Annotated in this window: 22 protein-coding genes and 9 tRNA genes; 6 read left to right on the forward strand and 25 right to left on the reverse strand. The window is 38.8% G+C overall.

Going from position 1 to position 24928, the window contains the following annotated elements:
• Nucleotides 1-74 precede the first annotated feature (74 nt).
• The 3 genes from AC3EA5_RS17250 to AC3EA5_RS17260 are packed head-to-tail and all read right to left on the reverse strand — an operon-like array spanning nucleotide 75 to nucleotide 2068.
• Nucleotides 75-554 carry a hypothetical protein gene (locus tag AC3EA5_RS17250; protein WP_488609439.1) on the reverse strand — a complete coding sequence of 160 codons (480 nt, stop codon included), beginning with the start codon at nucleotides 552-554 and terminating at the stop codon, nucleotides 75-77.
• A 45-nt stretch (nucleotides 555-599) separates the two neighbouring features.
• A complete protein-coding gene (locus tag AC3EA5_RS17255) occupies nucleotides 600-1481 on the reverse strand; it encodes a phosphotransferase family protein (protein ID WP_488609440.1) in 882 nt (293 codons plus the stop codon).
• A gap of 53 nt (nucleotides 1482-1534) precedes the next feature.
• Nucleotides 1535-2068 carry a 2'-5' RNA ligase family protein gene (locus AC3EA5_RS17260; RefSeq protein ID WP_488609441.1) on the reverse strand — a complete coding sequence of 178 codons (534 nt, stop codon included), beginning with the start codon at nucleotides 2066-2068 and terminating at the stop codon, nucleotides 1535-1537.
• A gap of 111 nt (nucleotides 2069-2179) precedes the next feature.
• On the opposite strand from AC3EA5_RS17260, the gene AC3EA5_RS17265 reads away from it, so the two are divergent.
• From AC3EA5_RS17265 to AC3EA5_RS17275, 3 genes are all read left to right on the forward strand, one after another.
• The gene (locus tag AC3EA5_RS17265) at nucleotides 2180-2527 is read left to right on the forward strand and encodes a DUF3221 domain-containing protein (RefSeq protein WP_488609442.1); all 348 of its coding nucleotides are present in this window, start codon (nucleotides 2180-2182) and stop codon (nucleotides 2525-2527) included.
• A 122-nt stretch (nucleotides 2528-2649) separates the two neighbouring features.
• A complete protein-coding gene (locus AC3EA5_RS17270) occupies nucleotides 2650-3693 on the forward strand; it encodes an ArsR/SmtB family transcription factor (RefSeq protein WP_488609443.1) in 1044 nt (347 codons plus the stop codon).
• On the forward strand, nucleotides 3690-4907 hold the full coding sequence (locus AC3EA5_RS17275; RefSeq protein ID WP_488609444.1) for an MFS transporter: 1218 nt from the start codon (nucleotides 3690-3692) through the stop codon (nucleotides 4905-4907). The genes AC3EA5_RS17270 and AC3EA5_RS17275 overlap by 4 nt, the downstream gene beginning before the upstream one ends.
• 99 nt (nucleotides 4908-5006) lie before the next feature.
• On the opposite strand, the gene AC3EA5_RS17280 is transcribed toward AC3EA5_RS17275, so the two are convergent.
• The 3 genes from AC3EA5_RS17280 to AC3EA5_RS17290 are packed head-to-tail and all read right to left on the reverse strand — an operon-like array spanning nucleotide 5007 to nucleotide 8261.
• On the reverse strand, nucleotides 5007-5915 hold the full coding sequence (locus AC3EA5_RS17280) for an ABC transporter ATP-binding protein (RefSeq protein ID WP_488609445.1): 909 nt from the start codon (nucleotides 5913-5915) through the stop codon (nucleotides 5007-5009).
• A 22-nt stretch (nucleotides 5916-5937) separates the two neighbouring features.
• On the reverse strand, nucleotides 5938-7128 hold the full coding sequence (locus AC3EA5_RS17285; RefSeq protein WP_488609446.1) for an ABC transporter permease: 1191 nt from the start codon (nucleotides 7126-7128) through the stop codon (nucleotides 5938-5940).
• 14 nt (nucleotides 7129-7142) lie between these two features.
• Entirely contained in the window at nucleotides 7143-8261 is a 1119-nt protein-coding gene (locus AC3EA5_RS17290) for an ABC transporter (RefSeq protein ID WP_488609447.1), read from the reverse strand.
• A gap of 227 nt (nucleotides 8262-8488) precedes the next feature.
• Between AC3EA5_RS17290 and AC3EA5_RS17295 the strand changes: the two genes are divergently transcribed.
• Entirely contained in the window at nucleotides 8489-9502 is a 1014-nt protein-coding gene (locus tag AC3EA5_RS17295; protein WP_488609448.1) for an SMI1/KNR4 family protein, read from the forward strand.
• A gap of 511 nt (nucleotides 9503-10013) precedes the next feature.
• Here the strand turns inward: AC3EA5_RS17295 and glmS are convergent.
• From glmS to AC3EA5_RS17345, 10 genes are all read right to left on the reverse strand, one after another.
• Nucleotides 10014-11816 carry a glutamine--fructose-6-phosphate transaminase (isomerizing) gene (gene glmS / locus AC3EA5_RS17300; protein ID WP_488609449.1) on the reverse strand — a complete coding sequence of 601 codons (1803 nt, stop codon included), beginning with the start codon at nucleotides 11814-11816 and terminating at the stop codon, nucleotides 10014-10016.
• A 516-nt stretch (nucleotides 11817-12332) separates the two neighbouring features.
• Nucleotides 12333-13937 (reverse strand): gamma-glutamyltransferase family protein, encoded by a 1605-nt coding sequence (locus AC3EA5_RS17305; RefSeq protein ID WP_488609450.1) that lies wholly within the window; start codon nucleotides 13935-13937, stop codon nucleotides 12333-12335.
• A 101-nt stretch (nucleotides 13938-14038) separates the two neighbouring features.
• Nucleotides 14039-15391, reverse strand: coding sequence for a phosphoglucosamine mutase (gene glmM / locus AC3EA5_RS17310; protein WP_488609451.1), 1353 nt, complete (start codon nucleotides 15389-15391; stop codon nucleotides 14039-14041).
• 28 nt (nucleotides 15392-15419) lie between these two features.
• Nucleotides 15420-16679: a CdaR family protein gene (locus tag AC3EA5_RS17315; protein ID WP_488609452.1), complete on the reverse strand. Its 1260-nt coding sequence runs from the start codon at nucleotides 16677-16679 to the stop codon at nucleotides 15420-15422.
• Entirely contained in the window at nucleotides 16672-17508 is an 837-nt protein-coding gene (gene cdaA, locus AC3EA5_RS17320; protein ID WP_488609453.1) for a diadenylate cyclase CdaA, read from the reverse strand. Before cdaA ends, AC3EA5_RS17315 begins: the two co-directional genes overlap by 8 nt.
• 704 nt (nucleotides 17509-18212) lie before the next feature.
• Nucleotides 18213-18839, reverse strand: coding sequence for a zf-HC2 domain-containing protein (locus AC3EA5_RS17325; protein ID WP_488609454.1), 627 nt, complete (start codon nucleotides 18837-18839; stop codon nucleotides 18213-18215).
• An 11-nt stretch (nucleotides 18840-18850) separates the two neighbouring features.
• Complete coding sequence (gene sigW, locus AC3EA5_RS17330; protein WP_488609455.1) at nucleotides 18851-19414, reverse strand: RNA polymerase sigma factor SigW; 564 nt, start codon at nucleotides 19412-19414, stop codon at nucleotides 18851-18853.
• Between the two features lie 216 nt (nucleotides 19415-19630).
• Complete coding sequence (gene rocF / locus AC3EA5_RS17335; protein WP_488609470.1) at nucleotides 19631-20536, reverse strand: arginase; 906 nt, start codon at nucleotides 20534-20536, stop codon at nucleotides 19631-19633.
• 70 nt (nucleotides 20537-20606) lie between these two features.
• Entirely contained in the window at nucleotides 20607-21188 is a 582-nt protein-coding gene (locus AC3EA5_RS17340; RefSeq protein ID WP_488609456.1) for a GNAT family N-acetyltransferase, read from the reverse strand.
• Nucleotides 21189-21220: 32 nt separating this feature from the next.
• Nucleotides 21221-22291 (reverse strand): citrate/2-methylcitrate synthase, encoded by a 1071-nt coding sequence (locus tag AC3EA5_RS17345; RefSeq protein ID WP_488609457.1) that lies wholly within the window; start codon nucleotides 22289-22291, stop codon nucleotides 21221-21223.
• Between the two features lie 105 nt (nucleotides 22292-22396).
• On the opposite strand from AC3EA5_RS17345, the gene AC3EA5_RS17350 reads away from it, so the two are divergent.
• Entirely contained in the window at nucleotides 22397-23278 is an 882-nt protein-coding gene (locus AC3EA5_RS17350) for a LysR family transcriptional regulator (RefSeq protein WP_488609458.1), read from the forward strand.
• 69 nt (nucleotides 23279-23347) lie between these two features.
• Here the strand turns inward: AC3EA5_RS17350 and AC3EA5_RS17355 are convergent.
• The 9 genes from AC3EA5_RS17355 to AC3EA5_RS17395 all read right to left on the reverse strand — a co-directional run bounded on the left by AC3EA5_RS17355 (nucleotide 23348) and on the right by AC3EA5_RS17395 (nucleotide 24529).
• A tRNA-Ala gene (locus tag AC3EA5_RS17355) sits at nucleotides 23348-23420 on the reverse strand.
• A gap of 19 nt (nucleotides 23421-23439) precedes the next feature.
• Nucleotides 23440-23512, reverse strand: a tRNA-Lys gene (locus AC3EA5_RS17360).
• 5 nt (nucleotides 23513-23517) lie between these two features.
• A tRNA-Gln gene (locus AC3EA5_RS17365) sits at nucleotides 23518-23592 on the reverse strand.
• A 14-nt stretch (nucleotides 23593-23606) separates the two neighbouring features.
• Nucleotides 23607-23690 (reverse strand) — tRNA-Tyr (locus AC3EA5_RS17370).
• A gap of 15 nt (nucleotides 23691-23705) precedes the next feature.
• A tRNA-Val gene (locus tag AC3EA5_RS17375) sits at nucleotides 23706-23781 on the reverse strand.
• Between the two features lie 157 nt (nucleotides 23782-23938).
• Nucleotides 23939-24013 (reverse strand) — tRNA-Glu (locus tag AC3EA5_RS17380).
• A 33-nt stretch (nucleotides 24014-24046) separates the two neighbouring features.
• A tRNA-Thr gene (locus tag AC3EA5_RS17385) sits at nucleotides 24047-24119 on the reverse strand.
• Between the two features lie 8 nt (nucleotides 24120-24127).
• Nucleotides 24128-24202 (reverse strand) — tRNA-Asn (locus AC3EA5_RS17390).
• A gap of 253 nt (nucleotides 24203-24455) precedes the next feature.
• Nucleotides 24456-24529: transfer RNA gene (locus tag AC3EA5_RS17395), tRNA-Cys, on the reverse strand.
• Nucleotides 24530-24691: 162 nt separating this feature from the next.
• Between AC3EA5_RS17395 and AC3EA5_RS17400 the strand changes: the two genes are divergently transcribed.
• Nucleotides 24692-24928, forward strand: a 237-nt coding sequence (locus tag AC3EA5_RS17400; RefSeq protein ID WP_488609459.1) for a hypothetical protein, incomplete at its 3' end; no start/stop codon positions are given.

The following is a 24928-nucleotide window of genomic DNA, read 5'->3' on the forward strand; positions in this document are numbered from 1 at the left end:
AAGAAAGCACTATTAAAAGTTTTTCTCAATTTTTTTAAAAAAGACCGACACGAATATCAACGTGTCGGTCTCTTTTATTTACACATCCCTGTTCTCCCAAAACCAATCCCTGTTAACTGTTCAATCTCATTTTTGTATGGATCAAATGAAAATGTTGTATCGTCTTGGGTGAAGAATCGATAGATTTGTTTTTCATTCATTGCCAGAATGGTTTTTGGACATTCCTTGACAATAGATGCATTATATTTTTCTTCGATTATCTTTTTAGCCTCGGTATAAGTAATGTCCGGCTTTACAATCTCGAAAACCAAAAGCGTACCACCAAGGAGTATAAAGAATACCATCGTTACTTTAATCGTATTTTTCAGATTGTCCCTTATATGCAAAGAGAATATAGTCATCAGGAGAAATAAGAGCAGCGATATAGGAAAGCTTACAAATTCAATAGTCGAATTTATTTTCTCAAAAGAAACTGCTTCTCTATACAAATAGAAGACAGCTACTACTGTACATAAGAGATATGTTAATAATATTGCTATTTCTCTCTTCTTCATTAATCCCCATCCCATGACGATGATTTTTTCTATACCGGTTTGCTTTTACGTCAATCCGTCTTCTAAAAAATCTTTTAGGTATACTAGATTCTCTTCCAAAAACGATTGATTCTTTTCGATTCCTCTTCTTTTACACCAACCGATTGAATTAAAGGCATCTATGAAACGATAAAATGGTAAAACTGTTTGCAAATCAATGATTGGACGAATTGACTCATACCCCTTTTTAAAGGCTTCCATTGTTCCAGGGTATTTTACAAAAATATCACGATTGATTTTTGTGAAATCAATTTCGGTCGAACCAATTCGAACACTTTCAAAATCAATGATGCCCACCACTTTATTTCCATTAACTAAAATGTTTCCTGGTCTAAAATCCATATGTACAAATCTTGGCCCATCAGGTGAAGGTAGTAATTTCTGATGTTGATCAAAATAGTGTAAAGACTGCTCATATAGACGCGAATCTATTACTTCCTTTACATCTTCTGCAAATGAATAAAATTGGGTTTTAATAAATTCTGTCCATTGTTCATATTCATTGGAAACAGAACTGTTGAAATCCTCTTCATTGGGCTCAATGGAATGAAGCTTTGCATGAATGACGCCAATATCGAATGCTAAGTCAACATCGACCTCTCCTGTAATTGGCGAACCATTAATTGCCGATAACAAGAATGCTCCTGTTATATCTTCACTGCCTTCCCAATAATTCAACACTTGGGGTACAGGTAATTCATGTTGCAATCGTTTCAATACGTCATACTCTCGCTGCAGTTTCACCTTGCTATAAGGGATTTTTATAAAGACCGTCTGATAATCCTTTAACTTAATTTTATAAACTGAAGAACTAAAAGATTCTGGAACATCCTCGATTGAAAGCACATCCAAATCAAATTGTTTAATTACATGCTGCACCTTTTCCATTCACAAAACACTCCTAATTATCCTTATCCGTTACAGGAACAAGTCATTCAACTTCACTTACCTAGAAAAATATCCGAATATGTTTCATACCTTTGCTTTTCAATATTTAGTTCGTAGATTCGAATAAAATCCACTTCAAAACTCGGGAAAGGAGTTAACTCTTTTACAGCTAACTGTTCCATTTCTTTTAGTTGTTCTTTTGAAAGACCGTGCTGTTCTTTTCCTAATGTTAAGTGCGGGACAAAGTCATCAAGTTCAAAGTACTTTTTTATTAAGTCATTAGATGGTGAAATTTCTTGTACAATCTTTTGATGTAATTGAAGTAATTCACTTGATGAGCCACTTAAATAAAGAATATTTTCTCCAAAATACATCGGTTTACCTAACGACATTTGAAATGGTTTGAATTGATCACAGACCTTTTCTACTGTATCAATCCACTTTTTATCTGGAGTTAACCCCCCTTGAGCTTTTAACGTGATATGTGGTTCGACGCCTAAATGATTCATCCAATTCGTTTGAAAAAGCTCAATTCGGTTTAAATATTCTTTTGGTGGTACGATTCCGATAAAATATTCTTTATTCACTCGTCTCATTCCTCTACACAATTTAGTATGTTATTATTTTACCAGAAAATTCAAAATGTACGAATGGAATAAATGAATGAAACAAATAGGTTAATAGAGGAGGGAAAGTAAGTGGTCAAAAATAGAGTATTAATTGCTTTTATATTATTTTTCAGCACTACGATATTACTCACGGCATGTACGAATCCAGAGCTTGAAAAAGAACACAATACCATGGAAGGTTTTGTAGCAAAAGTTGATGGCAGAGTTGTCCTAGTTGTTAATGGATTGGAAGGTAACATCAAAGAAAAGACAGAGGAAGAAATTATCACTAAGGCATACCAGTCCGCATACTTTACCTTCAACGAAGAAGTCATAAATATAAAACAAGGAGACCAGGTCAAAGTTTGGTATGACGCTATAGATAAATCACTACCCGCATCTGGGTCAGGAACAAAGATTGAACTAATAGACAAGTAAATCACAAAACCAATATCAAATCATGGTGTTGGTTTTTGTTACTACATTTCTAAATATTTATTCAAAATATATTGAATTGTAAATTCCATTAATTTAGAATAGTTTTTAAAGGTGGTATTTGAATGAATTATTTAAATTACACGCATCCAATTGAAACAATATCCTTGGTCGTTGAATCTACTCCAGTCTGGGAATCAATTCTAGGCATAACTGGATTCACACACTCGCAATTAAGACACACGTTTGAGTTTGACGAATGGTGGACATCAGAACAAAAATCTATGTCAAATTTACTCATTGAGCATTTAGAAGTGATCGAGAAAACGAATTTGTGGTTTGGATTAATATTGCTGCAGGAAAAATTTTCAGCAACTTCAATTACTGATTTCTCTAAACGTCTTAATGAAATGACGATGAACGACTTTTATCAAACTGTTTTACCGTATAAGGATCGTATATCTGAACCAATTCGAAAATCTCTTGCAGCACAATATAAAGACGGGGATTCTTTTGAAACATACGCCTCTTACTTCCATGGTCATGAATATTTAGAGGAATATGTTCTCCATCTTGGTTACTTAGCACATCAAGAAATATGTGATTTATTTAAGAGCACATTAGAAGAATGGTACAACTGGATTATAAAGAATCCGCAATGGGACAAGTGGATTCGCGCTTTGAATCTTGAACAGAAACAATATAGTTCCCTGGAAAGTGATAAACCTTTGGAGATGATTGAAGTAATTACTGGAGGAGTAAAATATATTCCCGAGCCTTCCGTATGGACTGTCAAAATGATTCCTCAAGTAACGTATCGACCATGGACATTAGTCATTAGAACACCCGATACAAAATTATACTTTTATCCTTTGAATGAAAAATATTTGATAGAGGCAGGTAGCCCTTCTACAGAATTGGTTCGAGGACATAAAGCGCTCGGTGATGAAGTTCGATTAAAAATACTTTATCAATTAGTCAATAAAAACTCTTCACTACAGGAATTGAGCAGTCAATTTAATATTTCTAAGACGACACTCCATCATCAGCTTTCTTTATTAAAGGCGGCCAAGTTTATACAAGTTGATAAAGGAGTCTACTCTGCCAATCTATCTCAGATTCATTCGTTTTCTAACCGTCTCAATCAATACCTTGTGGATCCAATATGAAAAAACACTCTAAATCCTTTAAAGCACTTTGGATAGGAGAAATTGTTTCTGAGTTTGGAGGTGCAGCAGGAGCAATTGTAAACGGATTATTGCTCTATGAATTGACGGCCTCTAAGGAATGGATGGCTGCCATCTGGCTTATCTATTTTATTCCCTCCCTACTATTACAAGTAATAAGTGCACCATTTCTGAACCATGTCGTGAAGGAGAAAACGCTTCGCAACATTCAGCTAATCCGTTCATGTGCATACCTTCTTCCACTAGGTGGATATTTAATAGGATCAGACATAGGAATTATGCTCGGTTTGGTAGTACTTCAATTCATTTTGGGAATGATGCAACCCATTTTTGCCAGTCTATCATTTTCCCTATTACCTGAGATTTGCAATGAGGACGAGCTTGTTGAAGCAAATGGCGTTTTGGACACTACGCTCCGACTCATGATTATTATTGCTCCAGGTGTAACCTCATTATTGTTACTGGTGATACCAATACATTTTATTTATGGAATTTCCTCGATTATGTTTTTGATTAGTTTTTATGCACTCTCTCGAATACCTCGGTCCAGTAAAAAAACCGTCGCAACATGGACAAAAAAGTTTTGGTGGGAGGAAATGAAAGAGGGTTATTACACATTTTTTAAATACCCAAATTTATTGCGACTGACATTTCTTTCTTCAACTGTTCAATTTGCTGTAGGAGCAACAATGGTTTTAAGTGTGCCTTTTATAAGAGGTGTACTTGAAGGTCAACCATGGGAGTATGCCGTTTTCAAAGGTGCTTTTCCTATCGGTTATCTTATCGGGATGGTCATACTGACAAAAATACCGAAAAACAGTCAAACGATGTATGTTGGATTACTTGGAGGTGGCCTATCATTTATACTTCTGTTTTTTGTCCACTCGGTTCCCTTGGCATGGGCCTGTGAACTATTTGGTGGAATGTTGTTTCCTCTATTTAATGCACAAAATGCTGCTATTTTTCAAAGAGAGGCTCCTCGGGAACGCTTGACACAACTTAGTGCAGTACGTTTATTTTTCTTCAGGGTTACGATGCCAATCGGGATTTTATTTGCATCTTCTGCATTTATTGATATCAGTACTCGTTCAACATACTTGATAATCGGAATGGTCATTGTCCTACCTGCTTTGTTTTACTTTTTCACATCTGTATTGGAATCTAACAGATTGATTGAATCTAATAAGACCTTTTAAAAAAGCGCATGTTCAGTGGACTTCATTTCTGAACATACGCATTATTCTTCTATTCATATGTCACCAACTCTAATCATCTATATTAACAAACAGATATCGTCATCCTTCTTGATAATACATTGAATACAAGTCATTTAACGTGACTTTCCCAAAACTAAACTCTGTTATTTCATTTACTTTTAGAAATTCTACAACATTTCCTAGTTTCTTAGAATCATATCCGCGGACATCTACTAGAGTACTTCTATTTGGCAATGATTGAACCTCGGTTTCTGGAAATTCTTTTGAAAGCTTTTCTTTTAAATGATCTGTCAGCTCTTTTATTCGAACGGTTGTTATTTCCCTTTCTTCAAAGCCTGGAGAAATATCATTCACATGTATTAACTCCCCTTTTTTCATAAAGAAAATGCGATCCGCGTATTTCTCTAAGTTTTCCAATAGATGTGAAGCTACAATCACCGTTTTTCCTTCTGACTTCTTTTTAACGAGTATTTGTGAAATAAGTTCGACATGAGTAGGGTCTAATCCATTCATCACTTCGTCCATCAGCATGACCTGCGTATCTGATACAATTTGCATTGCAAAACAAAGTCTTTGACGCATACCTAAAGAATATGTCCCTGTATTTTTATGGATATAAGACTCCATTCCAAGTTCTTTAATTGTTTGATCAATCAATTTTGGATTACTGTTCCACATGGATGAATAGATTTTCAGATGTTCTTTTCCAGAAATCTGATTATATAAGTCACTCTGATCAGGCATCATGGAGACCAGTTGACGAATTTTCACTTCATTCTTTTTAGTTGTATATTGTAACTCCTGATTTAAAATGACTTTCCCGCTACTCGGATTGATATAGTTCATAATGACATTCATAAGCGTAGACTTCCCGGTCCCATTTGGAGCTACCAAACCAATAATTTCTCCAGGGTTGAATGTAACAGAAACATCATTTAAAATGTCTCTACCTGTAAACTGGACACCAATATTTTGTAACTCAATCATTTCTTCCCTCCATCTCTACTAGCTAAAGTAGTTTAAACTTACTTCGATTACTTATTAAAAAAGTGAAGAACAGAAACATACACGTACACAATCCGATAATGGCGAGTCCATTTCCAAATGTGAGGGCTTCGGAAGCGTAGAGGTAATTCCGATACCCCGAAGTAATCTGGCCTACTTGAACATAGCTCGTTGGATACCAATGAAAATCTTTAATAGCACCAATTCCTCTATTAAAATACATCAATTCTGCAAGTACCAAAACGCTGGCTACCAATAAATTTGCAAACTCATTTTTTAACATCACACTTGCAAGTAATACCAATGAAATAATAAGGGAAAACCAGAAAATAATTAATAGCATGTTATGAATTAAATATTCCCACATCATCCTATTAGAAAAGATATCATCAGCTATATAAATAGGAACAGGCAAACCAAAATCACCGAATCCATTTTGAATACCAATGATGAATACACCTACCGAAAGTGGGATTATTGCTAAAACGCTACCTAATAAGGAAACAAAGCCTTTAACCATTAACTTTCGCCAATCAGACAGTGGTAATCCTTGTAACAACGTTGGATTGCGTCTGTCCTTCAAAACAATATCCACGGTGAAGAGTATACAGCTCACGATAAGAATTAACGGTAGATACGAGTTTAATAAGCGTTGTAAGGTTTGTAACGCGGTCCGTTCCTCGAAAATGTTGATAGTTAAATCCGAACTGTCTTTTGTATATCCTTCGTAACGACTTGCATTATATAAATACGCAAAGTGTCCGTCCATCGTTGCATAATTATTTCCAAACGTGTAATACCCCGGATTGTAATATAGAACCCCTCCTCCACGATAAAAAATCATGTTATCAGAGTACGCATACCACTTATATGTAGCTTCCGCATATTCTTTCAAATTGTTCTGATCAATCGCATCTAATCTTTGTTTATCGTATTCGTTCCATTCTGGAAATATTGCCGCAGCATACCTAGTTAAATGGTGCGTCCCATCATTTATCACAACATTGTTTAGAAATTCTTCCCTTGTTTCATATCGAGCCTCAATTTCATTTACATCAACTTTTTCTATCGGATTATAGGTTGGAGCTATTTTTATTGCAAAATAGCACGAGAAGAAAAGGAGAATGACGTAAATGGCGATATTCTTTTTATTACGCATGAATTGAAAAAATTCTAATCTAAAATATGCCCACATAATTTTTCACTCTCCTAGACCCTTTTTAGTTTGCCAGTAGTCAAAAAGAACTTTATAGCGACTACCATTAAGACAATACTCATCCCGATATAAATAAGTCCATGTGTGGCACTTAGGACAACGGGATCTGCGAGGTCGAGTGTCTGCCCATTTAATAAGTGAGAAAAATTCATATAGTTAAATGGATTATACGGAATTAGATTCATCATATTTGGAAATAGCATAGGGACAATAAATAATAACAATTCAACAAACAACGTCAAATACATATTCTTCAATAAGACATTCAGAATGACTGATAGAAGAATTGTGAAAATGGAGATAAGAATCATATATAGTAGCGCTACACCTATGTACTTGTAGATTGGATATACGGTAAATACACCATCAAAGACTGGAATTGGATAAGAAGGATTTCCTGCTCCTTTAAAAAATAACAATGGGAGGCTGAAAATAAATAACTCTACAATAAATACACCTACTATAAGCATTGTTGCGATACATTTAGCGATCACATACTTATCGAACGTAATCGGATAACCCTTGATTAATGACGTATGTTGAAAATCTTCTATCATGATTCCACATGTATAAATACTTATGAAAACAAACCACACCGAGCCTAACACTACAAATAAATAGGATAGAAATTGAAAGTATGTTAAAGAATCTATCGATAAAGGAATTCCAGTTTGATTCATATAGTCATAAAACACTCGATCCAACTGATTTTCTATTTTCGAAGGTAGATAACTCTCTACATTGTCAAAGCCCTCCATACCAAAGGATTTAGTTCGCAAATCGGCTAATTCAAGCGCTGCATCCATAAACAATTCCGGTCGATCCATTTTTATGGCCATTCTTTGCTTAGATACTAATAGTTGCTGGAGCACTAAATTCTTATATAAGTCACTACCATTTCCACTATCAGTGGCATCAACATTTTGATATTGATTCAAAGCAGAAGATAATGATTGATATTCACCCGATTTTTCTTTAACCGCATTTCCTAAATCCTCCGTTTTCACGAAAAACATCAACCCAAATACAAATAAGGCCACACTAATACAAGCGAAAATATTTCTTTTATTTGATTTCTCTAGGATAAAAAAGGTCTTTAACATGTTCCACATACATATCCCCCAAGCAAAGAGATTCATGTAATGAACAGCATATTCTAATCTCTATCTGAAATATGCGTATCTAAATCAGTAATTACCAATTTTTCTATTTCATTCAACCATCATATATAAAAATTTGGTTATTCACAATATTCTTTTTTCTTTTAGACATAAAACTACACCCCGTTAGAAATTATGTAAATATGGTATATTTACATAAAAAATGAGAGGTGATTAGAGTGAGAATACTATTTAGTGTATTGAGAAAAATACTGGAGAAAGAGGCATTTTCACACAAAACATACAATATTGATGAATCTGAGTTTCGGGATTTTCTTAATATGGCTATAAAGAAGGATTATATTTCTGTCCTTAAGGGTCGTATTGAAAATACATATGCTCTTACAGAAAAAGGATTAGAATTCCTTAAGTCTAATCTGCGATTTAATACGGAGGTTCCAAATGATCCTAAAGAGCTGCCTCAATGGGTCCGGTTCGAAGGAAAAGTTTATACATCAAAAAACAAAAAATCAGAGCCGGAACAGAATAGGTACGAACCAGAAACTATCGAATATTTTCATTGGAGTGAAATTCTACTTTCAACACTTAATTCCATTAAAAATAAGGACGGCATTGGGGATCTATTTATTGATCAACCTGCATCAGAAAGTGACGTACTGCAGATTGAAAGCATTATTGGGTTTGAACTTCCAGAATCATTTAAAAAGGTAGTGATAGATTATTCGCGGCAATGTGATTTTTATTGGAATACACAAGAAAATTCAACATGTGTATTGGATGATTCTAATATCTATTCAGCACAAGGCGGACCATATACGAACAGGAATATATTGAATGGGGGCTTATTTGATTTAGGGCTATGGAATCTCGATAAGCTAATCCAATTAAACGCCATAAGGAAAGACCATGATTACCTTGATGAAAAGAATGAAGAATTTCATTTTTGGTCAAATTCATTTATTTTTTCCGGGGATGGGATGGGGAATTACTTTGGAATAGACCGAAAATACAATATAGGGGAAGTTATATATTTAACAAATGATAAAGATTTTCACGGATGGAGGCTTGGAAAATCATTTGAATCCTTTATGAACAACTGGATTCAAATAGGTTGTGCTGGCGGTTATATCAATGATTATATTGCGCTATCATCACGACACACCCCTTATATTAACAGTAAGACTACAAATTCTCTTAATATTAAGAAATGGCTAGAAATTAGTTTGAACTGAACCCCGCATGGCGGACACTCCAAAAAAGTGACCCCATTCGGATTTTTTTCTATTTTAGCTTCTGCATAATTAGCGAGCGCACCCTAGGGTGTGTCATTTTTATAGAAGGAAGTTTTTTTGTATGATTAATCATCGAAAGATATTGGTGTATACGAAAAAATAATTCGTCCCCTAGTCCACACGTCAAACCTTTGGTACGACTGACTATCCTAATCTGTAGGCGAATTAGTTGTTCTCTACTTCGCTCTTTTTTCCCTATTTTTTGTCAGAATCCAGCTTTTTCAGGTAAATTAGTTGTTCCCTAAACTGCTGGATTCAATCTTCTTTTTCAAGCCTCTTCTCAGGCTTTTTCCTCGCTCTTTTCATGCAACAAAAAACACGAGGAAAATCGGATGGTAATTCCGATTTTCGCTCGTGTTAGGGAAAGATTTATTTGATTAAGAATACAATTTTTTTTGCAAAGGAACTACTTTATTTAGTAGGTACACATAAATCAATCAGTAGTCAAAACCTATTCAACTGTAACTGATTTAGCTAAATTCCTTGGCTTATCAACGTCACAGTCGCGGTGAAGTGCTGCATAGTAACTGATCAGTTGTAATGGAATAACAGACACGAGTGGTGTTAGTAAAGGATGCACTTTTGGTAATACCAATGTGTCGCCTTCTTCTTCCATGCCTTCCATTGCAATGATACATGGATTTGCTCCACGAGCTACTACCTCTTTTACGTTTCCGCGAATGTTCAAGCTCACTGCTTTTTGAGTTGCAAGAGCGAAGATTGGCGTACCGTCTTCGATTAGAGCAATCGTTCCGTGTTTCAATTCGCCACCAGCGAATCCTTCTGCTTGGATGTAAGAAATCTCTTTTAGTTTCAATGCGCCTTCCATGCTAACACAGAAGTCTAAGTTACGACCGATAAAGAATGCATTGCGAGTTGTCGATAAGAAGTCACGAGCGATTTGCTCCATTTCTTCTTTAGAATCAACCATTGCCTGAATAGCATTTGCCACGATACCTAACTCTTGAACGATATCGAAATCGACCTCGCGTCCCGCTTTTTTCCCAGCAACTGCTGCTGTTAATGCAAGAACCGCGATTTGTGCTGTATATGCCTTTGTAGAAGCTACGGCAATTTCAGGTCCTGCATGTAATAACAACGTGTGATCTGCTTCACGAGAAAGCGTAGATCCCTTCACATTCGTTACTGTTAATGTTGGGTGACCAAGTTCTTTGATTTTCACAAGAACTTGACGGCTATCTGCTGTTTCACCTGATTGCGTGATGAACATGAACAACGGTTTTTCAGATAGTAACGGCATGTTGTAACCGAACTCACTTGAAATATGAACTTCTACAGGGATCCCAGCAATTTTCTCGAAGTATTCTTTCCCAACTAAACCAGCGTGATAGCTCGTTCCAGCTGCAATGATATACATACGATCCGCTTCATTCAAAGCGGTTAAAATAGCTTCGTCAATTTCAAGATTACCATTTTCATTTTGGTATGCTTGAATGATTTTACGCATTACAGCTGGCTGCTCGTCAATTTCTTTTAACATATAGTGAGGGTATGTGCCTTTTTCGATGTCGCTCATATCTAATTCAGCCGTATAAGCTTCGCGCTCAACAACAGACCCATCTAGCTTTTGAATTTCAACAGACTCTTTTTTAACAATGACCATTTCTTGATCGTGAAGTTCCACATATTGGTTCGTTACTTGCAACATTGCCATCGCGTCTGAAGCGACAACATTAAAGTCATCTCCTAGTCCAACTAATAACGGACTCTTGTTTTTTGCAACGAAAATCGTTTGCGCTTCTTCTGAGTCTAATAAAGCAATCGCATATGACCCGTGTAAAAGTGACAATGTTTTACGGAATGCTTCACCCGTTGTCATGCCATCTTTAGAGAACTTCTCGATTAGTTGAACAATGACTTCAGTATCTGTATCAGACTTCATCTCAACACCAGGTAAATATTCTTTTTGCAATAAATGATAGTTTTCGATTACACCATTATGAACCAATGTAAAACGTGCTGATTCACTTTGATGTGGATGAGCGTTTAACTGATTCGGCACACCATGTGTAGCCCAACGTGTATGCCCAATACCTGTTTTAGCGTGAACATCTAGTTCAACTGCTTCACGCAAGTCAGCAATACGGCCTTTTTCTTTAAATACAGTAACACCATCTTCATTACGAACAGCAATACCAGCTGAATCGTAACCACGGTACTCTAATTTTTCTAAGCCTTTTAATAAAATCTCTTTCGAATCTAATTCTCCAATGTATCCAACAATTCCACACATAATATATAATCCTCCAATAATTTAAATTCATCAAAAATAAGCGTCCTGCAAAGCGTGCAGACGCTGTAGATGTGCCCTCTTCTTCCTTTAATCGTAAAATCACTTTTACGGTTTAAGAACAAGAATTACGACCGGGCATCGCGGCCGGGAGGTATCCGCCGAATCTTCGATACTCCTCCTCCTCGTCTGCTGAAGATCCATTTCGTCCGATTTCTTCAGCTCAGGCGCTATCATTGTTTTCCTATTTTTGACGTGCGTTTTTCCACTCCTTTTGCACGGTGACGTAGTCAGTTGTCAATGACTTACAGTTACGTCAGCACACCTATCATACTGAATTCACGCACAAACGTCAATAAAGTACTTATACCCATGGCATGATACCTAAAAACCTATTTAAGCAGATTTCTATACTTTATTTGAGAAATGTTTTTTTAAAAAGTTGAACTAATTGTAAAGATTAACAAAGTAACAAAAAAACACGATTGTCTCCATCACAAGACAATCGTGTCAGCATCTTTACCAAGCAGCAATCGAACCATCTGTTCGCGATTCTGTACCACCTTGCAGCACTCCTGTTTCAGGGTTTCGCCAAATAATTTGACCTCGTCCAAAACTACCGGTGTCTGTAGCAACTTGGATTTGGTGCCCTTTTCTTGCTAAAGCCTGTGCTAGCTGATTTGGAAACTCTGGCTCAACAAGAACCGTTTTGCCTTGCATCCATTGCCAACGCGGCATATCAAGAGCAGCTTGTGGATTCAGTAGATAATCTACAGTATTCACAATGACTTGGAAATGCCCCTGCGGTTGCATATACCCTCCCATGACACCGAATGGACCCACGGCTTGCCCATCTTTCGTTAAGAACCCAGGAATAATGGTATGATATGTACGTTTTCCTGGCTTCAAAACATTTGGATGTGTTTCATCTAAAGAGAAGTCATGACCACGATTTTGCAAGGATATGCCTGTTCCTGGTATGACGATTCCTGAGCCGAATCCCATGTAATTACTTTGAATATATGAAATCATAATTCCTTCTTCATCGGCTGCAGCTAAATACACGGTTCCACCCTTTGGTAATTCCATTGGTTCAGGTGTTGACGCACGATCTGTAATTCCACTTGCACGTTTTACTGCATAGTCTTCTGATAACAAGTTTTTCGTCGAGATGGGCATGTCGTTTGGTTCAGTAATAAAGGCTTGTCCATCCGTAAATGCCAGTTTCATTGACTCAATTTGTTGGTGATACGTTTCGGCATTTTCCCACACAGGTTTTTGTAGTTGTTTATATAAATTCAGAGCCATCAATGCGATCATACCTTGACCATTCGCCGGAATTTCCCATACATCATATCCACGGTAATTAGCTGATACAGGCTCGACCCATTCTGGTTTATAGCTCACTAAATCTTCTTTCGATAAATAGCCATCATGTTTATTCATAAAAGCATCAATTTTGTCAGCAAGCTCACCCTCATAAAAAGAACGTGCATTGGTTTGTGCAATTGAACGAAGTGTACTCGCATGTCCAGGTGAAGACCACATTTCTCCGATTTCTGGTGCACGGTCATTCGGTGCAAATGTCTCAAACCAAGAAGCAAATTCTGCAGAAGTAAACGTTGTTTTGTACTTCTCATATGCTAGCTTCCAGTACTTCCCTAGAATTGGTGTTAACGGATAGCCTTCTTCTGCATATCTGATAGCGGGTGCTAAAACTTCATTTAATGAAAGCTTCCCAAAACGCTCCGATAATTCTGCCCAAGCAGCAGGTACTCCTGGAACAGTAACAGGAATCACACCGAATACAGGCATTTTTTCATGTCCCTTCTCTCGGATTGCTTTAGCTGATATGGACTTTGGTGCTGGACCTGAGGCATTTAAGCCATGTAGTTTATCCCTTGTCCAAACAAGTGCAAATGCATCTCCACCAATACCGTTTGATGTTGGTTCCACAACAGTTAGAGCTGCAGCTGTTGCTATGGCTGCATCAATCGCGTTGCCACCTTTTTGTAATATTTCTAAGCCCGCTTGAGCTGCCAATGGTTGTGAAGTTGCGACCATTCCCTTTTTTGAAAAAACGGTATTACGTTTTGCCGCATAAGGCTGATATAGATAATCCAATGAAAATCCCCCTTGAAATTAAGTCTTTCGACTATCGTAACAAAATTTCAGACAAAAAGAAAAAACCAGTTCTCTCAAAAAGAGAAAACTGGTTTCATTACCTATTCAGTTAAGCCCATTTCTGTACGCACAACTTCTGCAATACGTTCAACGAAGCGTTCGCAATCTTCTTTTGTTGAAGCTTCAACCATCACTCGCACTAGAGGCTCAGTTCCTGAAGGACGAACAAGGACACGTCCGTTTCCAGCCATTTCAGCTTCTACTTCAGCGATGACTGCTGCAACTGTTGCATTGTCCGTAACACCATGCTTGTCGGTTACACGAACATTCACTAGTTTTTGTGGGAATATCGTCATTTCAGCTGCTAGATCCGACAATTTCTTACCTGTTATTTTCATGATATTAACAAGTTGAAGGCCCGTTAATAAGCCATCACCAGTTGTGTTGTAGTCTAAGAAGACAATATGTCCTGATTGTTCGCCACCTAAGTTGTAACCGCTGTTTTTCATTTCTTCTACTACATAGCGATCACCAACTGCGGTTTGGACACTCTTCATGCCATGAGATTCTATCGCTTTATAGAAGCCCATATTACTCATCACAGTAGAGACAACTGTATCATGCTTCAAACGACCTTCTTTGTGTAAATGCTTCGCACAAATATACATAATTTGATCGCCATCGACTACTTGACCTTTTTCATCAACAGCAATTAATCGGTCGCCATCTCCATCAAATGCAAGACCAACATTCGCACCCTTATCTACAACGAACTTCGCCAATACCTCTGGATGTGTAGAACCTACACCTTCATTGATATTTAAACCATTTGGTGATGCCCCCATTGTTGAAAGGTCTGCATCTAAATCAGCAAACACGTGAGTTGCTAAGGATGATGTTGCACCGTGCGCACAGTCTAAAGCGACATGAATGCCTACGAAATCTTCATCTATTGTTTGTTTTAAATAACTAATATATTTTTGTCCACCTTCGAAGTAGTCAGTAACAGAACCTAAATCTTTACCAACCGGACGAGGTAGTTCATCATTTTCAGCATCAAGAAGTGCTTCAATTTCCGCTTCTTGGTCATCAGACAATTTAAAACCATCTGAACCAAAGAACTTAATGCCGTTATCTGCTACCGGATTATGTGAAGCAGAAATCATAACACCCGCTTCAGCACTCATTACACGAGTTAAGTATGAAACTCCCGGTGTGCTGATAACGCCTAAACGCATTACTTCTGCACCAACAGAAAGAAGTCCCGCTACAAGTGCTCCTTCTAACATATGACCAGAAATACGTGTATCGCGACCAATTAAAACTTTTGGTCGATCAGTTGCGCCTTTCGTCAGCACATAACCACCGATACGTCCTAATTTAAATGCTAATTCAGGTGTTAGTTCGCTATTTGCGACACCACGTACACCGTCAGTTCCAAAATATTTACCCATTATATATTCTCTCCTTCAAAAACCAAACTTAAGTGCGCTCAACGTTAACGGTGATAATCGGTGATGAAACAGTCCAGGTCTCATCTTCTAAACCTTCTACTTGAACATCTAATTGATTCTCACCCGCTAGTGCGTCACTTGCGTCTACGTATAATTGAAAATCTTTTTCTTCTAACGCATCGAGGTACGTATTCAGACCTTTTACCGTTAATAATAATTGGCCATTCTCAGGTTTTAGAAATGAATACGAATCGGATTCAGTTAAACCTCGAACCACTATATTAACATCTTCAAAATTTCGTGACTCAATTAAAGCACTATCATCTTCACTTATTTCTTCATCCACAGGAGCTGGCGTAACATCCGCCGCTACTTCTATCTCTTCTTTAGATATTCTTGACACACCTTTTGGAACAGGGATTTTCACTTTAATTGTGCCCGATTTTTCCAAGGTGCTCACATCTACATCTAGAGGTAGTGTATCAAGACTGTCGATGACTGCTTTATTACCAAATACTCGAACAGTCTTAGTTTTTGGTGTTAATTCATTAATAACTACACCGTCTTTAATCGTACCTGATTGCTGAAGAGAAATTGGAATCTCTCTGCTATATTCTTCAATATCAACTGTAACCTCAACTTCTGCAGGCTCAATGGTTACATTCAATTTCGACAGATCCTTGTCCAAAACTTTAACACTTGCTTCTTGTGTAAATGTCTCATTAAGGCCTTGGTCTCCACCAACGGTTGCTTTAACATAACTAATGCTCTCAATAACACTCTTTGCACCAGTAATTTGAACACGTTCTGGACTAGATTTCATGCTCGTCACCACAAAATTTTCTGCGAGTAAACGTTCATTAAACTCCGGATCCACCCGTAATTCTCTCGTTACTTTTTCTTCTATATTCACTTCAATATAGGCTGGATCTAATTTGGACTCTACCTTTTCATACAGGTTTTCGACTTGTACCATCACTTCGTGTTCACCCATATTCAAATTGCGTAAATCTACAAATACAGTGAAATCCTTTAATTGTTTAGCTGTTTGCACAAACGAAGTTGGTCCTTCAATGGTCATATCAACCGTTTCAGGAACTCCAGTAACAACTAAATTATCATCATCGTAATACACCTCAACAGGAATATCGCGAATAATATCTGTCATATTGCCGCTGTTTGCTGCATTTAAGCTTTCGTCTCCTGATTTAGCCGAGAGAAACAAAAGCATGGCTAGAAGCAGCGCAGTGATCCGCAAAAACCACGGGCTATCCATCAATTTATCCATTCTTTTTCCCCCTCCATGACCACTTGGAGCTACTCACTAATTCAGGTTCAGGTCCAAACCAAACTTTGCGTAAGCGCGTTTCAAATTCTTCAATAGACAGGTTTCTATGAAGGTCACCGTTAGAAGTTAAGCTAACAGCTCCCGTTTCTTCCGAAACAATAATCGTGATAGCATCCGTTACTTCACTTATACCAAGTGCTGCACGATGTCTTGTTCCTAAATCTTTCGATATAAAAGGACTTTCTGATAGCGGCAGGTAACAAGCTGCTGCTGCTATTTTATTTTTTTGCATAATAACTGCTCCATCATGGAGTGGTGTATTGGGAATAAAAATATTAATTAATAATTCCGATGTCACTTCTGAATTCATTTGAATACCAGTTTCAATGTACTCATTCAAACCCGTTTCTCTTTCAATGGAAATCAGTGCACCTATTCGACGTTTTGCCATATAGCTAACTGATTTTGTCATAGCTTCAACTAAACGATTTTGCTCTTCTGCCTCTTGCAAATTCGATCGAGCGAATAACTTACCACGACCTAGCTGTTCTAGAGCCCGTCGTAATTCAGGTTGGAAAATAATAATAATCGCTAAGAAACCCCAGTTGATGACTTCTTGCAGCAACCATTCGAGTGTGTCTAAACCGAACGCTTCTGTTAATATTCGTGCAATGATAATCACAAAGATTCCTTTTAATAATTGAACAGCTTTCGTTCCTTTTATTAACGTAATAATCTTATATATGACGAACCACACTAATAACACATCAAGTATATTAACGAGCACGTTTACCGGCGTTAAATCTGTAAATTGGTCAATAAACGGCATGTGGCACCCCCCGCTCTTCTCCACGTATTCATATGGACTAAGTATAGCATAAAGTGTTGTTACTCTGCTTTATCCAAATGAAAAGCCTACCCTGAATGGGGTAGGTATCAAACAGTAGATAAAAGAATAAGAATTCATTACAAATGAGGATCGTCGGCTATTCTTTCGCTTTCCGTGGATATAACGCTAGTCTCATCGGCTCATCTGTCTCTGACAGCTGAGTCTATGGAGTCTATCTTGTTTCGTTTTTCCGCAAAAGTCTTCAGAAATAGCCGACCACTTTCCTACTAATTTATTTTGCAGAGTCATGCTTACACATGCTAAATGTAGGTGTATCTAACACTTGTTTAAGAAGGGACAATTTTTACGCTGAGTTTAATACTACATATTTAACGGTAAGAAAATCTCTCTTGAAAAGACTTTATTTCATTTAAACTAATTTATATCTACAGCGATTTCAGTTGATTGAAATGTAGGCGGCGTAAAACATCTGCTCCTGCATCGCTGCGCTAGCTTCGTCGCAAAGATTAGAACTATGGTTCTAATCTTTCCAGCGGAATCAGCAAGAACTGAAGACCCTGGACTGAGCATCGCGAGGGAAGCGGCTGAAGTCTTGCCCGCGGAAAGCGTCCGTCGAAATGAAAATCAACATTTTTCCCCCATATGAAAAGCCTACCCTGATTGGGTAGGCTAATTTTCTTCATTTACTCAAACAAGGACATCATGTCTCTTGCTCCGTCTTTCATCTTGTACCAAAGCCAATCGAAAACTTGATCGATCTCTTTTATCTCACCCGTTACATTGGCTGTTGAAGCCATATAATTGTCGCCGCTAATATTCCCATTAATAACCGTCACATTTCCATTTACTTTTCCTTCAATTTGTAAGTCCCCGTTTTTAACCACAAGGTCACCTTCAATGGTCTCGCCGGCAGGAACGATTACTTTTTCCCCTTCGACTACAAGATTCGGTTGTTTAGTAAATGAAAAGTGTTGATCTTCATTAAAACTTGAAAATAAAGTGGCACTCATTAAAATCATAAACAAGGCTGCCGCACTTAACATGGGATGGCGATGAAACCAACGCTTCATACCTGCACGAGAAGGCTCTTTCGGCAATCTTGCCGTTACGGCTGCCGTAAAATCATTCGGTGCTGCGATATGGGATGCGCTTTGTACAAATGCCACGACTTTACTTAACTCCTGCATATGCTGTTGACATGATGGACATGTTTGCAAATGGGATTTAAGCTCCAGTTCATGTTCACGGCTAATTTCGCCATCTAAATATTCATGCATATAGTGAACGAAATGATCTGGACACCTATTCATCGTGATACCTCCTACATATTACTTAATTGTTTCCGTAGCGCTTCTCGGCCTCTGTGGATTCGTGTTTTCACGGTTCCAAGAGGCATGTCTAAAATATCGCTAATTTCTTGAAGTGGCAAATCTTCCATATATTTTAAAACAATCACTGCACGGTATTTATCTGGCAGTCGACTAATTTCATACTGAACCCGTTCCTGCATTTCCATTTTCAACACTTCGTCTTCCGGTAATTCATCAGTCGAGGCGATTTGCGAATACATATTCAAACCTTCTGCTCCCGCAACCTCCGCATCTAAGAAATAATCCGGCTTCTTCTTTCTTATACGGTCGATACACAAATTGGTTCCAATTCGGTACAACCAAGTTGAAAATTTTCTTTTTGTATCAAACGTATGTATGTTCACAAATGCTCGAACAAACGCTTCTTGCGCTATATCTTCTGCTTCGTGCTTATTTCCAAGCATCCGATAGCACACGCGATACAATTTATCTTGATACAGTTCGACAATCTCCGCGAATGCGTTTTGATCGCCTTTAAGAACTTCTTTTATTCGTTTATTGACCAACGCATCCATCGTGATTTCCCCTCCGCTCAAGCGGCTGTCTTACTTATACGCACTAAGGTATCGACAGGTTTCATTTTTTTATCTATTTTTTAATTATATCAAAATACATTTCAAAAAACTTACATTTATTGAAAAAGATTTTATTGTTTAGAACATTCAATATGTTGAAATAAAAACAACCCAGTACTCTTATGTAAAAGAATACTAGGCTATTTTGAGATATAATTAGAGTAATTTTTCGCCGAATAAAGAGCCCATTAATGCTACAGCAACGTCCGCTGTTTTATTCTTTTCGTCTAAAATTGGGTTTACTTCAACAAATTCAGCAGAAGTAATCATTTCAGAATTAAATAGCATTTCCATCGCTAAATGGCTTTCACGGTAGCTAATACCACCCGGTACTGGTGTTCCAACGCCTGGTGTGTAAATTGGGTCAATACCATCTAAATCAAGAGATAAATGAACGCCATCTACTTCGCGGTCTTTTAAGTACCACATAGCTTTGTTCATAACTTCTGTCATTCCTAATTTGTCAATTTCGTGCATTGTAAATACTTTAATACCTGTTTGTTTAATCAATTCGCGCTCACCTGGGTCAATCGAACGAGCTCCGATAATGACAACATTTTCAGGTTTGATTTTTGGAGCAAATCCACGGATGTTCACTAATTGCTCATGACCTAAACCAATGCTAACTGCAAGAGGCATACCATGAATATTACCTGAAGGTGAAGTATCACCAGTGTTTAAATCTGCATGCGCATCATACCAAATGACGCCTAGATTTTCATAACGGTCACCTAGTCCAGCTAACGTTCCAATCGCAATACTGTGATCGCCACCTAAGACAAGTGGGAATTGACCATTTTCCATTACTTCATGTATTTTGTTTGCAAGTGATGTACTAGCGTCTGTCACTTCTTTTAAATTGCGAAGGTTTGTATCCGTTGGTGCTGTTTTTTCTGCAGCAGCAATTCGAATATCACCCTCGTCTGTCACCTTATGACCAATTTCTTCTAAGCGTTCTACAACTCCAGCATAACGGATTGCGCTAGGTCCCATATCAACCCCGCGACGATTTTGTCCTAAATCCATAGGTACACCGATTAAAGATATATTTAAATTATTCATCATTTTATACCTCCTCATTTACTTAACTCTATTGTAAATGGCGGAAGGCACTTGGCTCAACCCAACACGATTATGCATAATTATTCATCTTATTTATTAGTTGCTCTTTCATCTTTGGCCACTCTTCATAAATGATCGAATAGACCACAGCATTTCTAGGGAGTCCAGTCGAACGAATGCGTTCATTGCGTAATATGCCCTCTTTACTGGCACCAATTCGTTCAATCGCTTTTTGAGAACGGAGATTATCAGCATCTGTTTTAAACTGCACTCGAATAAACCCCAACGTCTCAAAGGCATACGAAAGCAATAAATATTTGGTTGTCGTGTTCACGTGTGTTCGCTGATAATTTTCTCCATAGAAAGTCGATCCAATTTCGCAAGATTTATTCACAAAATCGATATTATATATACGTGTTGAACCCATAACTTCGTTCGTTTCTGAGTCAACCACTGTATATACAATCGTGCCGTCCGTCGTAGTCATTTGACTTAAACCTGCGTCCATCCATTTTACAAATTCTTCGTAAGTTTGCAGTTGATTGAGCATATGGGTAAACGTTTCTGGCTTCGTTATACGCCATAAGGCTGCGCTGTCGCTTTCCTGCATAGGACGCAAAGTCACGTTGTTATGAATTAAAATCGATGTCATCTTTAGATCTCCTTACAAATGATTTTCTTCTATCATACAAAAGATTTCCCCACATATACGGACTGCGGTCTAAATATCGTATGATCATCGATTTGTTCCATTGCATGAGCTGTCCACCCAACAATGCGTGCCACACTAAATGTCGGTGTAAATAAAGCTGCATCCATTTGAATAGCTCGCATAATGGCCGCCGCATAAAATTCAACATTTGTATATAACTTACGCCCCGGTTTATGTTCATTGAGTAATTGAATAATTTCTTTCTCAGCATATGTCGCCAAGTCTAACCATTTATCTTCCCCTTGAAGTTGTAGACATTTTTCTCTCAGTAAGATCGACCTCGGATCTTCCGTCTTATAGATTCGGTGACCAAACCCCATGATGCGCTCGCCTTTTTCAAGCTTGCTTGTAATCGTTGACCTTACGCGTTCTGGTGACTGAATTTCATCAAGTAAGTCCAACACACCAGATGGTGCACCACCATGTAACGGACCTTTCATGGTTCCTAGAGCCGATACAATTGCAGATGGAATGTCTGATTCAGTTGAGATTGTCACTCTCCCAGCAAAGGTAGATGCATTCATTCCATGCTCCATCGTTAACATCAAATACGTCTCTAGCGCAGCTACTTCTGTTGAAGTTGGGGATATCCCTGTTAATAAGTATAAATAATTTGCAGTATGGCCTAATTCTTCATTGGATTCTAAAGGCTCTAAATTCTGATTTTGACGATACAAAAAGGCAACAATCACAGGCAAAGCTGCGGTTAATGAAACCGATTGATCATAAGAAGATTTTTTCAGAAAATTCGGCGTCGCATAAGCAGATACAGCCGTTCGAACCCCATCCATAAGTTGTAGATTTTTAGGTAAAGTTCGAAGCAACTGAATAACATGCTCCGGTAACTTCCGTCCTTCTAAAAATAAGGACGAGGGCTTACTATGCACACCTGTCCATAAGTAGGTGGATAACTTTTCAAAACTACAGTTCGTTATGAGGTTATCCACAAGTTCTCCCCGATATCTTAATTCTCCTTTTTCCCCGTCTACCGATGCAATTTTTGTCTGAACTGCCACCACATCTTTTAATCCTTTTTGAAACATATATACCGCCTCCTATATTTCAAGTATATGTTCTTTTATTGATAATAAAAATTGAAGATATATAATTGATTCAATAAGAATTATTAATCGAGGGTAGGCATTCATATGGAATTACAATGGTTAAAGACGTTTACAGTAGCTGCGGAAACATTGAACTTCAGGAAAGCATCTGAGCAACTAATGCTCTCTCAACCAAGCGTAACTGTCCACATAAAACTGCTAGAAGAGTTTTTAGGAATCGCCCTGTTTGAGAGAATAAACAATCGGGTGACCTTAACGGATGCCGGTAAACTCTATGTAACTGAAGCACAAAGAATTCTTCGTCAAATGGAAGAAAGCATCCAACATTTACACGCATTTAAACAAGGCTTCCGACATAAATGGACGATTGCCATATCTCCATTAGTCGCTGAAACCATTTTCCCATCAATTTTACGCACATTTATAGAAAAGCATCCACAACTTGAAATTACAATTCGGGTGGAAGATTCACAATTGATTGAAGAACTTGTGGATAACGAGATTGTCCATTTAGGGATATCTGCTTTACCCACAACTTATAAACATATTCAGTCCATTCCGATTTTTGAAGAGTCTCTTCTCTTAATTGGTCCAAGAGATGCCTATGATGATGAAGCTGGTCCACCAATCGATAGTCTAGAGTATTTACAATCACTGACCCTCTTCACCCATCACCACCCTGTATTTTGGGATGATGTTTTAATAAGACTTAGAAAAGAAGTACCAGGAGTTCGGACAATGAAAGTTTCTCAAGCACATATAACAAAGCGCTTTATTCAAGAAGGACTTGGGATATCCATCCTGCCACACTCAATCGTACGTAGGGAACTACTAGAGGGTCGAATTATGCATATACCATTTGATTTATTTGAGCTTCCTAAAGTAACGACTTATGTGGTGGTAAAGAATAAAAGAGATTTAGAGGAGGAATTTATCGATTTGTTGTCGACTTATTATTTTGGATAAGATCGTTTTGAATGATTTATAAAATTAAAAAAACGCTTGGAATTAATGAACATTCCAAACGTTTTATGATGGAGCCTAGCGGGATCGAACCGCTGACCTCCTGCGTGCAAGGCAGGCGCTCTCCCAGCTGAGCTAAGGCCCCGAAAAATATGAAATAAAAGTGAGCCATGTAGGATTCGAACCTACGACCCTCTGATTAAAAGTCAGATGCTCTACCAACTGAGCTAATGGCTCAAAAATGGCTGGGGTACCTGGATTCGAACCAGGGCATGACGGAATCAAAATCCGTTGCCTTACCGCTTGGCTATACCCCAATGCGATTAAAAAATGGTGGAGGGGGGCGGATTCGAACCGCCGAACCCGAAGGAACGGATTTACAGTCCGTCGTGTTTAGCCACTTCACTACCCCTCCAAGGGTAAAAAACTATGGTGGAGGATGACGGGCTCGAACCGCCGACCCTCTGCTTGTAAGGCAGATGCTCTCCCAGCTGAGCTAATCCTCCGTTAAAAAGAATGAAAAGCTGCGCATTTCGTTGTCAACTCTCGCATTCATGTCAGTCACGTACGTTTGTACGCTCCTTCATTCATTTGATCGTTTCCTAGAACTACTTGCTTTTGATTCTTTTTACATACTGGTTAAAGTTACGTAAAAAGTATAAATGGTGACCCCTACGGGATTCGAACCCGTGTTACCGCCGTGAAAGGGCGGTGTCTTAACCGCTTGACCAAGGGGCCTCTTATGTATAACGAGTATGTATTTGGAAAATAAGCTTCCAACCGGGCTCGAACCGGTGACCTCTTCCTTACCATGGAAGCACTCTACCTGCTGAGCTATGGAAGCAAGATAAGTGGCTCCGAAGGTAGGACTCGAACCTACGACCAACCGGTTAACAGCCGGTTGCTCTACCACTGAGCTACCGAGGACCATCTTATCCCGCCATCGGCGGGAGCGGGGTCTCTATCAAGTTCGGCGCCGGGGGAAAAGGGCCCTTTGCGCGTCACCTCGACCCCAAAGGAAAACGAGGGCCCCTTGCGGGGCCCTCGAAGGCGTTGGGTATGGTGGGGTGTCTCCAAGGGAAGACAAGGTGAATTTCCCACTAACCGGTAAAGGAAACGTAAACGGGCTACGCTTTCTTCACCAAGCCTTCGAAAGCCTTGAGATTGTGGTGGAAAAGATTGGAGGCCTCGCCCGGAATTGAACCGGGGTTCGCGGATTTGCAGTCCGCTGCGTCGCCACTCCGCCACGAGGCCTCAGCCGCAGCGCTTGAGGTAGGCGCGCCGGGCCGGATGTCCTAGGCGGTATGCCAGGAATCGGTCAAGGCGCGGTTTCCTTTTCGCATGCGGATAATCGGATCTCTTCCGCCGCCCTCTAAGGAGGAGCATGAGCGCGCCCGCATCTGGGCGGCGTCCGCTTTGGCGGCGCTGGCGCTGATCATGCTCATGTTGCTAATCGGCTCGCCGCCGCCGGAAGAGGCCGATCTCATGCCGCTGCCGCTACGCGTCGAGCGACTGGACGCGTTCCGAACCGACGTGGCCGCTTGCCGGTCGGCGCTCGCGTCGGCGGGGTTCGCCACCGAGCGCGTGGCGGATCTGCGTGAGGGGCGCTGCTCTTACCGCGACGCGGTTGAACTCATTCAATCGACTTATCCC

It is taken from the genome of Paenisporosarcina sp., assembly GCF_057785155.1.

Excerpts from the sequence above, each read along its gene's own strand:
- AC3EA5_RS17255 (WP_488609440.1), bottom strand. The coding sequence starts at position 1,481 with ATGGAAAAGGTGCAGCATGTAATTAAACAATTTGATTTGGATGTGCTT.
- AC3EA5_RS17325 (WP_488609454.1), bottom strand. The coding sequence starts at position 18,839 with ATGAATAGGTGTCCAGATCATTTCGTTCACTATATGCATGAATATTTA.
- AC3EA5_RS17280 (WP_488609445.1), bottom strand. The coding sequence starts at position 5,915 with ATGATTGAGTTACAAAATATTGGTGTCCAGTTTACAGGTAGAGACATT.
- AC3EA5_RS17350 (WP_488609458.1), top strand. The coding sequence starts at position 22,397 with ATGGAATTACAATGGTTAAAGACGTTTACAGTAGCTGCGGAAACATTG.
- AC3EA5_RS17250 (WP_488609439.1), bottom strand. The coding sequence starts at position 554 with ATGAAGAAGAGAGAAATAGCAATATTATTAACATATCTCTTATGTACA.
- glmM (WP_488609451.1), bottom strand. The coding sequence starts at position 15,391 with ATGGGTAAATATTTTGGAACTGACGGTGTACGTGGTGTCGCAAATAGC.
- rocF (WP_488609470.1), bottom strand. The coding sequence starts at position 20,536 with ATGAATAATTTAAATATATCTTTAATCGGTGTACCTATGGATTTAGGA.
- AC3EA5_RS17290 (WP_488609447.1), bottom strand. The coding sequence starts at position 8,261 with ATGTGGAACATGTTAAAGACCTTTTTTATCCTAGAGAAATCAAATAAA.
- AC3EA5_RS17340 (WP_488609456.1), bottom strand. The coding sequence starts at position 21,188 with ATGACATCGATTTTAATTCATAACAACGTGACTTTGCGTCCTATGCAG.
- cdaA (WP_488609453.1), bottom strand. The coding sequence starts at position 17,508 with ATGCCGTTTATTGACCAATTTACAGATTTAACGCCGGTAAACGTGCTC.
- AC3EA5_RS17270 (WP_488609443.1), top strand. The coding sequence starts at position 2,650 with ATGAATTATTTAAATTACACGCATCCAATTGAAACAATATCCTTGGTC.
- sigW (WP_488609455.1), bottom strand. The coding sequence starts at position 19,414 with ATGGATGCGTTGGTCAATAAACGAATAAAAGAAGTTCTTAAAGGCGAT.
- glmS (WP_488609449.1), bottom strand. The coding sequence starts at position 11,816 with ATGTGTGGAATTGTTGGATACATTGGAGAATTAGATTCGAAAGAGATT.
- AC3EA5_RS17275 (WP_488609444.1), top strand. The coding sequence starts at position 3,690 with ATGAAAAAACACTCTAAATCCTTTAAAGCACTTTGGATAGGAGAAATT.
- AC3EA5_RS17285 (WP_488609446.1), bottom strand. The coding sequence starts at position 7,128 with ATGTGGGCATATTTTAGATTAGAATTTTTTCAATTCATGCGTAATAAA.
- AC3EA5_RS17315 (WP_488609452.1), bottom strand. The coding sequence starts at position 16,679 with ATGGATAAATTGATGGATAGCCCGTGGTTTTTGCGGATCACTGCGCTG.
- AC3EA5_RS17345 (WP_488609457.1), bottom strand. The coding sequence starts at position 22,291 with ATGTTTCAAAAAGGATTAAAAGATGTGGTGGCAGTTCAGACAAAAATT.